Genomic DNA, 12,742 nt, shown 5'->3' with positions numbered 1-12,742 from the left:
TGATGAAGCACTCCAACTTCATCATGAACCTGACTGCAGAACAGATCGCTGACTACAAAGCCTAAAGCTTATAGGTTAAAGGTTATAGAGATATAACCGCGGCTACGCCGCTTAACCTAGAGCTTCGCGCGGACTAGCGCCGCGCAGGGCCCCTATCGCCTTCGGCTCCAGGGTGACGCGTCATTCTGGAGGCTCGCAGAGCCGATAGAATCCACAAAACTTAAAAGACCTCGACTCGCAAGAGTCGGGGTCTTTTTTTGCAAACTACGAATCATAAACCCACTACAATTATTTATATTTGTAGTAGGTTTATACAATGAAAAAAGAAAAGTTCTTTACAGCAAACATGATCTGTGCAGAAAGTCGTGCAGAATATTACGCAACGCTCCAAAAAGTTCAGGAGGGAACTCTTGTGCGAGTGAAAAGAGGTGTATTCGCAAAACCCGACGACCTGGCCAACGTCATGGTCGATATCGAGAAAATAATTCCCGGAGGAATTCTCTGTATGTATTCGGCATGGTCCTACTACGGACTAACAACTCAAGTTCCTCAGCAATACGACGTCGCTATCAAAAGGGGTCGGAAAGTGACGCTCCCGCAATACCCCTCATTTTCCGTCCACAATCTAACAGATTCCGTCCTTGACACAGGTGTAACATGCGCGATAATTTCTGGGTACGAGGTGAAAATTTTCGACATAGAAAAATCTGTCTGCGACGCCGTCAAGTTTAGGAATAAAATCGGATTGGATGTTTGCACCGAAATCGTAAAGAACTACCTAAAGCGCAAAGACCGCAACATTTCCAAGCTTATGAATTACGCCAAAACACTACGCGTAAGCAAAATTCTGGAAATGTATATAACCATGGGGTCATAGTGAATACGAAGAATCTGGGACATTCCATTCGTGAGAAATTGCTCAACATCGCAAAATCGCAAAACACAGATTACCAGGTCATCTTGATTCGGTATTTCCATGAACGTTTCCTATTCAGGCTCTCCCAAAGCAAATACCGTGAACTTTTCTGCTTAAAGGGAGGCGCGTTACTTTACGCATACGAAAAGTTCTTGGCAAGGCCCACCATGGATGTAGATTTTCGTGCAGATAAAATCAATAACGACATAAACATTATTTGCGAGGCTGTGGCAGAAATTTGCAAAATAGTCTGCCCGGAAGACGGCGTTGTTTTTGACGACAGGAATATAACCAGCGAAATCATCACAGAATTCAAGGATTATCACGGAGTCAGAATTCATCTAAACGCGAAGCTGCAATCGATCAGTCAAAACATCTCTATGGATTTTGGATTCGGCGACGAAATATATCCGTCACCCAATGTGATTAGTTATCCTAATCTTTTGGAAGATATGCCCTGCGCGAAAATCAGCACCTACCCACTTGAATCTGTAATTGCAGAAAAGTTCCAATGCATTGTCGACCTTGCCGGTAGAAATACACGAATGAAGGACTATTTTGACATTTACAGGATTTTGAAGAACCATCCCGTAAATGAAAGTTCACTTTCAGAAGCCATTCGTCGGACCTTTGAAAATCGCGGAACAATTCGCAATCCCGAGAACGAAGTGTTCCAAGAGGATTTCGCAACGAACCCAACATTAAACAAACTATGGGCTTCATTTCTCCGAAAAATCAAGTGGAAGGAAGACCTGCCATTTTTAGACGTTTGGTCGTTGATTCGACAGAAGCTAATAGACATAAATTAAAGTTTCATTGGATTGTTCGTTATTCAGAATGCTATAAAGCCGACGAGATGCTGGCTGCGTAACGGAAGTTAAAAAGACCTCGACTCGAACGAGCCGAGGTCTTTTTTCGTTCAATTTTTATGCTTTTAGTTTTTGCTTATGTTTAGGGCCCGTTTCACATTATCCAAGTGTTCCTGAACAACTGCAAGTTCCTTTTGTACATCCATAGTATTGTTTTCGTTTTTCGCTTCATATGATTCGCTGACAAAATTCACAACAATGCCAACAACAATATTGAGCATAATAAGCGCCGATATCACAATGAAACTAATCAAGTAAATCCATGCGTAAGGATGCACGGCCATCAACCCACGTAACAAATCACCCCAACCTTCAAAAGTTGTGGTAATTATCAAGGTCAACATTGCAGTTCCTATATCAGCAAACGGTTGAATATCATCATAGACAACATCCGCATAAAGATTCACTCCTATTACAGAGTAAATGTACAAGGTTACCAGCATTAACAATCCTGCATATCCTAGACTCGGAATGCTTTTGAATATTGCGTTTACGATAACCTGCATTGTTTTTACCGAGCTAACCAATCTCATTGCCCGAAATTGTTTCAGCAAACGAACAACACGAAGACTTGAGACACACCCCGTAACGGGAATAAACGATATTGCGACAACTAAAACATCAAACCAGTTCCACGCAGATACGAAAAAACGACTTCGTCCAGCAATGATTCTTATAATGATTTCTATGGCAAAGACTCCCAAGCAAGCGGAATCTATGACATCAAGAATTTTTCCACAAGAATCCATTACCGTAGGAATCGTTTCTAAACCTAGGACAATGGCGTTAACCGTAATGAAGAGCATTACGGTTAACTGAAACCATTTGCTTTCAACTATATGATTCATACGGAAGATTCCGTTGCAGGATTTTCAGATTTTAATTCTTTAACTCGAGGTCCCGCAAAGCTTATTTCTGCTTCCGCACGGACTTGATCTTTGTGAACAAAAATTTCCTTGGGATCAACTAGAGCAATTGTATCACCTTGCGCCCCATCTGCCTTAGGAAATGCAATACCTTCAAAACGATACTTGTTGTCAATAATCTTTCCAATGATCCAAAGAATCGGTTGACCAGATTTAGGTCCGTTAAAATGAACTTTCGCAAGAAGACCACTATTGAAATCGCTCAAATTGATAACTGACGTATCATATTTATCAGCAAGAAGACCAAGAACGATAGAATATACCATAAGTTCTTCAGGCTCAATATCATTCTTATAACGAGCAGCCTCTGCTTCCGCTTCTGCTTTATACTTGGCCTTTTCCTTTTCCACAATATTCATCATGGCTGCCTGAAAATAATTCTCGTAACTATCAAGTTTATTCTGATTGACTACATTAACACCAGGCTCAACTTTACGGATGATATGCTTCTTCTCATCTTCGGAAAGATATTTACGTTCTTCCATAATTGCAGCTTCAATTTTCGCCATAAGATTTTGTTCTTCAGCTTTTTTCTTACCCTCTTCGTAGGCAGAACGAATCTTCGCTAAATCAGCGCCTGGCTTCTTAAAAAGATCCAGAAGATACTTTTTATCCTCATCCGAAATCTTTTCAAAATCTATCGTTTTAAACGGCGTTTTCTCCATGACATGACTAGCAGCATCTGCGATAAAGAAGGACCATTTACGTCCGTTTGTCAAGATTCCAACTTCAACAAGCATGTTATGCACGTAAGATGCAAGTTCATCAATATGCTTTTGATTTTCAACATCTTCCGAAAGACGTTTCGCTTCAATAATGCACTTGTAATTTGCTGTTTGAATAAGATAATCACAACGGCTATGATTTACCTTTACTCCAATTTGAGGCAATTCTACTTCAACCTTATAGCAATCAACACCGGCACCATATTCATACCCCCACACTCGTTCTACCATATTTCGGATGATGTAATTTTTTACAGCCTCCTCATTATTAAGTTCGTTCGTGAGGGTGAGAGACTTATACTTTTCAACAAGAGCGTTAAGATTTTTCATTTTTACTCCTTCTGATATTATTCTGATATAAATTCATTCCAAGTCTGTTCATTTGTAATAATGATCGGGGCTCCTTTCTTTTTAAGACCCATGGCCTTTTCAATTTTACGTCCCGATGATTCATGGATCCAATCTCGGCTAACCATTGTTCCTATCACTACATAGTCCGTAGAATTGGTAACACTACCTTGCGGGATTGCTCCAAGGCTAGCGGCCTTTGACTCAATCTGCTTACGACTTCCGGAAATAAACTTTCCCGTAAAGCAAACGTTTTTACCATTTAAGCTTCCCGATATGGCATCATTAAATAGAGACGTAGCACCACCAACAGCATCGCCGTCTTCTGTAAAGTGAGTTCCGACAATGTCCGAGACAAGGGCATTCAATTCCTTAAGTTCCGCATCATCCACAACCTGATCCCTTAGAATCATATTGATTCTGTCATACACAATATTGAATGGGAATGCTTTTTGAATCTTCAAAGGCGCATTAAACACATACTGTTTTAGTCTTTCAAATTCAGCTTTGTTTATTATACCATCAGCTGAAATCCCTTTCAAAAAGCCTACAAACTGATTTACTTCAACATCACTTTCAAAGACGTTTTCCGAAAATTCGAGACAATCATCCAGAAGACATTTTAAATCTTCACGTTCTTCACTTGTAATCACACCATCTTCCAAAGCAGCCTTTACGGCATCATAAATATCAAGGATATCTCCTTTCATTTCGCTTTGCTGTTCAAGCCAGACTTGAAGAAATAATATTTCTGTGTCATTTAACTGCTGGTCCGCTGTAATTCCATTCAATACGCCGTAAAGAGTTGCTGCAGCTTTATTTCTGTTGCGAACTCTATTAAAATTGCCATTCAACGGCTGACCATCAACGTCAAGTTCTGTATTCTTTTCAATGCCTTCCATAAATCATTTCCCATATGGTTTTAGGGTAAGATTCTTTTGCAAAAAGACTAAAGAACTTCAACTTGCACATTTTACCAAACAAAAAAAGCGTGGGTACGTAAGTGCAATCTCACCTGAGGCTCGGCAAAGCCTATCACGAAATAAACACAAACGACCCACGCCCATTTCTGGACGTGAGCGTCTGCTACTCATTCTATCGTGATGTGAAATTTTGCCGATTTCAGGTGATGAACAAGAGCAAAGCTCAATATGTCAAAAATGCATCAAATCCTTATAAAAACCTCTTATGCTTATACATTCACAATATAATTCATTTAATTGTCATTAAAGTGACGGTAACTCGTTTTTATTTGCATATGGACGTACGAGAGAAAGAAGCAGAGCGTTGCGGGGCGGCGTTTGAGCCCCGCAGAGGGGGTAGCGGAAGACCCGGCCGGGTGGGTTTCGGAACTTTATTCCCGAAGGGAATGTTTGTAAGGGCGGGGCCGGGGCTGCAGCGAGGGGGAGACCCCCCCCCACCCACCACCGGCTACGCCGCTTGACCTAGAAGTTTAAAAGACCTCGACTCAAATGAGTCGGGGCCTTTTTTGATATCCAATGTTCTGTGATGTTTTATTCTTTTATGCAGCGAACCGAGTAAGCATTGTTTTTGCCGCTCATGCTCCCAACAGCATCGTTCTTGTTGTATTCGAAAGATTGATAGTTCGCATGATCCACAACATATTCCTCGGATGTCCAGAAGTAGGCGTATTCACCCATGGATCCAAATGTTCCGCCAAAGTGACGATAGCCAGCAGGAAGTGCAGTGAATCCATAGGAATCACGACCGGCACCTTCTTCCCAGCCTTCGGCAGATTTCAGGTCGGCACCAGCGGTAAACATATTTCCTACAGCGGCAATCAAGATGTTCCAATCCTTGACTTGGGGAAGGCGCCAGCCCTCGGGGCAAACACCGTGAACGGATTCCGCGGCATCACAGGTGACGCCGGCACCGCAACTCTTGCCATCGGCATTGAGCACGGCAGCAGAGTCCATCGCGGCGCTCCACAAATACAAGCGCCCGAACTTTTCGCAATTCTCGTTTTCGTTATCGTAGCAGAAACTGGACGAATCCAACGTCGATGTCGGTTCGTTGTAGGCGAAATTCAGATTTTCTGCCATCCAGGTTTGTTCCCCGATCGTAACCGTCTTATAGGAGCGACCATCACGACTGTCCGTCATGGAACCCGTTTCAAAAGATGTGGCAGACGAGGAGGATGATTCTGCGGGACTGGAGATTTCTATAGAACTGGAGCTTTCCGCAGGATTCGTCGAAGAGTCGTCACCGCAAGCCGTTAAACCCACTGCAAAGGCCGATGCGAGTGCAAGGATTTCATAATTTGCAAATTTCTTATGCATAGTAAATCCTTTTTTATTTCTTGGACGTACTGAATATACAAAAGAAAGCCAATCCAGGCAAGGATTGGCTCAGAAAACCTCTAGGCAATATTTTCCCAAAAGACGTCTACTTCAGCCCATCCATAGGGATGTATTTGCGGGAGCCGTCTTCGTTGACGATAATGGCAATGCCCTGCAGATTTTCAGTCCATTTGCCATTTTGCCAATAGCGAAGATCCACCTTGCGATCGGTGCAGTAGGCAACGAGAGGAACCAGCACCTTGTCATGTGAAATGAAAATACCCATGGAATATTCGCTAGGGATACTTGGAATCAATTGTTGCGTAATCAGTTCCACGCTGCGGGAAGCCATGTCGTACATGCCCTGCTCATAGCCGCCTTCAAAAGCCCACTTGGAGAACAGCTGCCAACCGCCACCCATCTGATTCTTGTCCTGTTCGTGCTGGTTCATGTCCTTCACGTACCAGTCATCCCCTAGGGATTCCAGCTCTACGGAATTTTGAAGTTCCGCACCTTCGGCAATGTCACCACGTTCCATGGCAATGTAGCGGCCTGTATCCTTGGTGCGAAGGAAGGGCGAATGTCCGTAAAAAGCGGGGACACCATTTTTCAGTTTACGTCCGAGTTCACGACTCTGCTGAATTCCATTTTGAGTCAGCTGGCCCCACTTGCTGAAGTCATCTCCACGTTCTGCATGACGAAGAACTAGAATCAGTTTCTGATTAGGCTGTACCTGATTCAAGACATTGGACACACTTTGAAATTCACTGTAGCTGCCTGCGGCCACATACTGACGATCCATGGCAACTTCCTGTTCCAAGGTCAGCTTGACAGAGGAGGAACTTTGCTGCTCCGAGGAAGAACTGCTCCATTCTGAGGAAGAGGAAGATTCCAGATTTTTCGAGGAAGAAGACTCTTGTTCTTTTGAGGAGGAAGATTCCTGCTGAAGAGACGATGACGAAAGTAAACCATTCTCCCAGGAAGAACTGGACCACAACACAAATGAGGATGAACTCCATTCAAGAAAGGAGGAGCTAAGCGATGGAAGTGTGTATTCAGAACTGACTGGCAGCTCCATAACAAAGGAACTGGAAGAAAACTCATCCAAAACATCATCCTGAACAGGATTTGCCACTGCGTGATGGGCGCCATCTTCTCCACAGCCAGCAAGAAGGGCGACCAAGGAGAACAACAACGTACAAAAGTATTTCTTCATACCCATTCCTGCGCAACAATTACTTTCCACCGCGAGCAAGGAGAGCGGCGGCGCTGGCGGCGGCCTGCTCACGCATACGCTTGCGGGCACGGGAGCCAGGGCGGTTTCGGCCGATGGTTCGGCGGTTTAGATTGTCGCCGTCTGCAGAGTTCTGCGGTGCTGAATTATTCTTGCCTTGGATTCTATCGGTCGCGTTGCTCCCTCCAGAACGACGAGAGTCTGTATTTACTCCAGAATGACGTTGGGCTTCACGGGCTTGTTCAGCGGCGCGGGCGTTGCGCTTGTCGGCCTGGTGCTTGCGCCAGTCAAACTTTGCGGACTGTTGTTCCTGGATTCTATCGGCCGCGTCGCTCCCTCCAGAACGACGTTGGTCTGCGCGGCGTTTCTGGCTTGCGTTCTGACGGTCATCACGACGGTCTTGGTCGGCACCAGCCTGGCGATTATCTCGGCCACCTTTCTGACCACGAGGCATGCGGCCGCGGGCATTGCGCAGTTCGCTTTCTGGTGTTTCCTTCTGGGGCGGCGGCAGCTTTTCAAATACACTTGCATCACCTTCGGGAATCTTCACGCGGGTGAGTTTTTCAATACCGCGAAGATCCTGTTCTTCATCGGGAGCACAGAAGGAAATGGCAACGCCTTCCTTCCCTGCGCGGGCGGTACGTCCAATACGATGCACGAAGGTTTCGTGTTCGTTGGGCAGGTCGTAATTGAATACGTGGGTCACGTCGTCCACGTCAATACCGCGGGCGGCAATGTCTGTTGCCACCAGCACGCGAATCTTTTCATCCTTGAAATTGCCAAGCGCTTCCTGGCGGCGATTCTGGCTCTTGTTGCCGTGAATAGCGGCGCACTTAATGCCCGCCTTTTCAAGAACACGAACGATCTTGTCGGCGCCATGCTTGGTGCGGCAGAAAACCAGCACCTTCTTCATTTCTTCGTGAGAAGAAAGCAGTTCCTTCAAGAGGGCGCCCTTGCGACGCTTGTCGATGCGGTACAGTTCCTGGCGGATGCGTTCAATGGGAGTGCTCTGGGGAGCAACTTCCACGCGAACCGGATTTGCATTCAAGATGGTTGCAGCCAGGTCGGAAATTTCCTTGGGCATGGTGGCGCTGAAGAACAGGTTCTGACGCTTGCCCGGCAACATTCCCACAACCTTACGGATGTCATGAATGAAGCCCATGTCCAGCATACGGTCGGCTTCATCCAACACGAAGAATTCCACGTTCTTCATGGTCACGGCCTTCTGGCCGATCAAATCCAGCAAACGACCCGGAGTTGCCACCAGAACATCCACGCCACGAATAAGCACGTTCTTCTGCTTTACATCGCTGACGCCGCCAAAAATGCAAGCCGTAGAAATGGCTGTGTACTGGGCGTACTGCTTAAAGCATTCTTCCACCTGGATAGCCAACTCGCGAGTGGGCAGCAAAATCAGGGCGCGGCAAGTTTTGGGCTGGCGGAACTTCCCGGAATCCAGCAGGCGCTGCAAAATAGGAAGCGCAAAGGCAGCGGTCTTGCCCGTTCCCGTCTGGGCGATGCCCAGCAGGTCCTTACCTTCCAGCAAGCTGGGGATGGACTGTTCCTGGATGGGAGTGGGGGTTTCGTAGCCTACAGTGCGAACGGCGCGCTGCAACGGTTGAGCCAAGGGAAGTTCTTCAAATTTCATATTAAGGGCAAAGATAGAAAAAGACCTGGCGTACACCAGGCCTTCACCTAAACATCCAACCCTGCTTTAGGCATCTACATTTGGAGTTCTTGTATAGTTCTGCAGATACTTTTCCATTTCCTGGATATAGAATCTACAAATGGTGCTAAGCATAAAGTTCTTCTTGGTGATGTAACCAATTTCCATGGTGCGATCGTCTTCACCCTTGGCATCCTTGAAAGGAACCGCCACGTAATCGGAACCATTGATTTCTTCACTAATGATACCGGAGCAAAGCGTATAACCGTTAAGGCCCACCATCAGGTTTAGCATAGTGGCACGATCGTTAGCCTTGATGGTCTTATGGTATTCATTGGTACTGAGAATTTCTTCTGCAAAATAATAGCTGCCGCTTTCACTCTGTTCAAAGGAAAGGCAGGGATACTGGCTCAAGTCCTCAAGGTTCACAGACTTCTTCTTGGCCAGGGGATGATCCTTCCACATGTAGGCATAGGCGTGGCAATCAATCAGCTTATGGAATTCCAGATCGTGTTCCTTAAGCAGGTAAGTAATGTACTTGCGATTAAAATCGCTGAGGTACAGGATACCGATTTCACTCTTGAGAGCAGCCACATCATCAATGACATCCTTGGTCTTGGTCTCGCGAATGGCAAATTCATAATCATCGATATTATAACGCTTCACCAGGTCCACAAAGGACTTTACGGCAAAGGAATAATGCTGTGTGGACACGGCAAACTTTTTCTTTTTCTGTTCAGTCTTACTGTAGTTTTCAAGGACCGTTTCGTAATGATGATAGAGCTGATTTGCCTGGGCAATAAATTCTTCACCTTCGGGTGTGAGAGTAACACCGCGGCTGGAACGATTGAAAATGACGATACCGATTTCATCTTCCAGGTCATGGATAGCAGCGGTCAAGGACGGCTGAGAAATAAACAAGGCTTCGGCGGCCTTATTGAAGGAACCAACCTTTGCAATACCGATAGCGTAACGAAGTTGCTGAAGAGTCATGTTTTCTCCGCGGAACAATTTCTGCGCCCATTTGACGATATCGGCGCTTTCTATAGCAAATATAGTATAATAGTTTAAATTTTCCTATAGATGTTGTAGGAAATAAAGGAAGTTTTCCTCTGTTTCTACACCCATCTACATCAATGATTACTTAGTGATAATGCCAGAAGCCACAATTCCCTGGCCTGCGTACAGCACTAGAATTTGGCCGGGAGCAGAAGCGAACTGGGGTTCGTCAAAGTGAACACTGATGCGGCCCGAAGCAACATCAAGTTCAGTAATGCGAGCTAAAGAACCCTTATGACCCAGTCGAATGTGAGCCGTGAGCGGTTCCTTCAAAAGCGGAGAATCCTCAGAAACCATCAGGTTCAATTCTTCGGCGCTCACATCCACACAGCTCATGACGCTACGGGGGCCAAGAACCACCTGGTTCTTTTTCACGTCGATACTCACAACAAAGTAAGGTTCTGGAAGGCCGCCAATGTTCAGGCCCTTGCGCTGACCGATAGTGTAATGGATAATGCCGCGATGCTTACCCAGCACCTTGCCGTTCATATCCACAAAGTCACCGGGCACTTCGTCAGACTCATCAAAAAGAACGGTGTAGTCGCCGCACTCCAAAAAGTCCTGGCTCTCTTTCTTGGTGGCAAAATCCACCCAGCCGATTTCTGCAGCCAAGGCCTTTACCTCGGTCTTCTTCATTCCGCCCAAGGGGAAAATCACCGTGGAAAGTTGTTCTGCAGTCAAGCGAGAAAGAAAATAGGTCTGATCCTTGGAATCGTCCAAAGCTGCATAGAGGAAAGGCTTTGCAGGATCTGCAAAATCCAGGCGAGCGTAATGGCCCGTGGCGAAATAATCGAATTCCACACCCATGCGGCGGGTTGCATCCTGCAGGGCGCGGAACTTGATATTCTGATTGCAGCGGACGCAAGGATTGGGAGTACGACCCGCGCGGTATTCCGCACGGAAATACTCAATCACATGCTTCTTGTATTCTTCCGTCACAGAAACGGTGTAATGCGGAATGCCTAGGCGATCAGCAACAGTCTTTGCCTGGGCAATGTTTTCTTCTTCACCCGGGCCAAAGCAACCTTCGCGACCTTCTACGCGAGGCATGTTCTTGATGGAACCATCCCACGTGGCCATGGTAATGCCGACCACTTCGTAACCTTGCTGTTTCAACAAGTACGCCGCAAGAGCGGAATCAACACCACCGGAAAGGCCAACGGCCACACGTTTCTTAGAAGACTGCATATCCATACCAAAAATATAGGTTATTTTATTCTGTTTATCAACCTTGCCGAAATAGGCAAAACATTATTTGCTCGTTTTCACAAAAAGAGACCCCCAGGCGGATTTCATTACCCAGGGGTCTCGGGTTGTACGGAAATTTTAGGTTCGTCGCGGATAAATTCCGGCACTTATTTCAGGAACAGGTATTCCACAGTTTCGGTCTGGATCTTAATTCCCTTTTCGTGCGCGTAAAGCTGGAGCAACGCGGAAGCGGCTCCCGCAGCACCTGCATAAAGGCCGGTGTAGGTTTCCACAAAGCCAGGAATCTTACGGGTCCATGCGGCGTACCAGCGACGACCCTTATCATCGTTCCAGGAATCGCCCAACAGTTTGTCTGCAGTGACCTTCGCCTGTTCAATGTAGGACTTGTCACCAAGAGCTTCAGCAGTCTTCACGAAATGTGCAAGAACGCCAGGAGCGCCACAGCAGAGGCAGTAACTGTTCCAGTAACCCGGAGTATGTTTCAGCGGAGCACCAGCCTTCAGAATTCCCTTCGTCAAAATGTCAACCCACTGCAAGTTTTCCTTGTCGCCGGTAATATCATAAAGTTTGCGGAAGAGAATGGAAGTTCCCACGGGGCCGTGGCATGTGCTTAAATAATAGAAGTCATGGAAGCGTCCCAGTTCCGGATTGTAGAGGTACGGAATCAGAGCTCCGTTTTCATCGCCTTCTGCAATGGCAGCAAGGAACTTCACCACTTCATTTGCCTTATCCAAGTATTCTTGATTTTTGGTTTCTTCATAAAGAAGTGCGTTCAGGAATGCCGTACCTGCAGCACCGTGACTGAAGTTGGGGAATGCAGATTCCTTGGACTTCCAGCCAACCAACGTGAGGTCAACATTCTTATAGTAAATGCCGCCTTCCTTGGCATGAGTGATGCGAGTGTCCGTAAAGGCGACTACGCGCTTTGCGGCTTCCAGATATTTTTCGTCACCAGTCTTACGGTAAACATACAGGAAGAAGAAAGCGTAGGAACCATCAGCCATCAAGTCCGCTTCCGTGGACCAGTGAAGGATCTTTCCGTCGTCATGACCTGCGGCGATTGCATCATCGGCAGACTGAATCAGGAACTTGCGATAACGTTCATCCTTCACATGTGCGTAAAGCTGATCCAAAAAGATGGCCTGCCCCGCCGGAGACGCATAGACGCTGGTACCCCAGCCCTTCACAGGCCAGATGCCGCCTTCGGCACCTTCCAAAACATCCTTGAAGAACTTTACTCCTTCGTAGGTATTCAGAATGTATTCCGCAGCGTCTTTTGCTTCCTGCAAATACTGTTCATCTTTCGTCACCTCGAAAAGCTGCAAGAAAAACTGGCCGATACCAGCCGAGCCTGCGTAAAGGCCCTTGGGGGTAATCATCAGATCTCCAGCGTACTCGTTGCCCGGTTCCGGACTCACCTTCCAGTACTTTCCTTGCGGCGTTACCACTTCGTTATTCTTCAGATACTTCACAATCTGGAGAACGGATTC

11 protein-coding genes are annotated in these 12,742 nt (G+C 46.3%); 2 read left to right on the top strand and 9 right to left on the bottom strand.

What is annotated here, in order from left to right; all coding sequences use genetic code 11:
* Positions 1-316: 316 nt before the first annotated feature.
* Positions 317-877 (top strand): hypothetical protein, encoded by a 561-nt coding sequence (locus MJZ26_13300; GenBank protein ID MCQ2106753.1) that lies wholly within the window; start codon positions 317-319, stop codon positions 875-877.
* Complete coding sequence (locus MJZ26_13295; GenBank protein ID MCQ2106752.1) at positions 877-1,725, top strand: nucleotidyl transferase AbiEii/AbiGii toxin family protein; 849 nt, start codon at positions 877-879, stop codon at positions 1,723-1,725. The genes MJZ26_13300 and MJZ26_13295 overlap by 1 nt, the downstream gene beginning before the upstream one ends.
* Before the next feature lie 125 nt (positions 1,726-1,850).
* Here MJZ26_13295 and MJZ26_13290 read toward each other — a convergent pair whose 3' ends face one another.
* The 9 genes from MJZ26_13290 to MJZ26_13250 all read right to left on the bottom strand — a co-directional run.
* Positions 1,851-2,633, bottom strand: a complete 783-nt coding sequence (locus MJZ26_13290; GenBank protein ID MCQ2106751.1) for an ion transporter — start codon at positions 2,631-2,633, stop codon at positions 1,851-1,853.
* Entirely contained in the window at positions 2,630-3,766 is a 1,137-nt protein-coding gene (locus tag MJZ26_13285; GenBank protein ID MCQ2106750.1) for a type I restriction enzyme HsdR N-terminal domain-containing protein, read from the bottom strand. The genes MJZ26_13290 and MJZ26_13285 overlap by 4 nt, the downstream gene beginning before the upstream one ends.
* Before the next feature lie 17 nt (positions 3,767-3,783).
* Positions 3,784-4,686: a BRCT domain-containing protein gene (locus tag MJZ26_13280; GenBank protein MCQ2106749.1), complete on the bottom strand. Its 903-nt coding sequence runs from the start codon at positions 4,684-4,686 to the stop codon at positions 3,784-3,786.
* Between the two features lie 612 nt (positions 4,687-5,298).
* Positions 5,299-6,084, bottom strand: a complete 786-nt coding sequence (locus MJZ26_13275; protein MCQ2106748.1) for a fibrobacter succinogenes major paralogous domain-containing protein — start codon at positions 6,082-6,084, stop codon at positions 5,299-5,301.
* 106 nt (positions 6,085-6,190) lie between these two features.
* Positions 6,191-7,300 carry a histidine phosphatase family protein gene (locus MJZ26_13270; GenBank protein MCQ2106747.1) on the bottom strand — a complete coding sequence of 370 codons (1,110 nt, stop codon included), beginning with the start codon at positions 7,298-7,300 and terminating at the stop codon, positions 6,191-6,193.
* Between the two features lie 19 nt (positions 7,301-7,319).
* The gene (locus MJZ26_13265; GenBank protein MCQ2106746.1) at positions 7,320-8,966 is read right to left on the bottom strand and encodes a DEAD/DEAH box helicase; all 1,647 of its coding nucleotides are present in this window, start codon (positions 8,964-8,966) and stop codon (positions 7,320-7,322) included.
* Between the two features lie 66 nt (positions 8,967-9,032).
* Positions 9,033-9,977, bottom strand: coding sequence for a LysR family transcriptional regulator (locus tag MJZ26_13260; protein ID MCQ2106745.1), 945 nt, complete (start codon positions 9,975-9,977; stop codon positions 9,033-9,035).
* A gap of 147 nt (positions 9,978-10,124) precedes the next feature.
* On the bottom strand, positions 10,125-11,231 hold the full coding sequence (gene mnmA, locus MJZ26_13255; GenBank protein MCQ2106744.1) for a tRNA 2-thiouridine(34) synthase MnmA: 1,107 nt from the start codon (positions 11,229-11,231) through the stop codon (positions 10,125-10,127).
* A 167-nt stretch (positions 11,232-11,398) separates the two neighbouring features.
* A partial coding sequence (locus MJZ26_13250) for a lanthionine synthetase (protein MCQ2106743.1) occupies positions 11,399-12,742 on the bottom strand: 1,344 nt, incomplete at its 5' end.

This window comes from Fibrobacter sp. (assembly GCA_024398965.1).
In the GTDB taxonomy this organism is placed as follows: domain Bacteria; phylum Fibrobacterota; class Fibrobacteria; order Fibrobacterales; family Fibrobacteraceae; genus Fibrobacter.
This window is presented reverse-complemented; position numbering and strand designations above follow the sequence as displayed.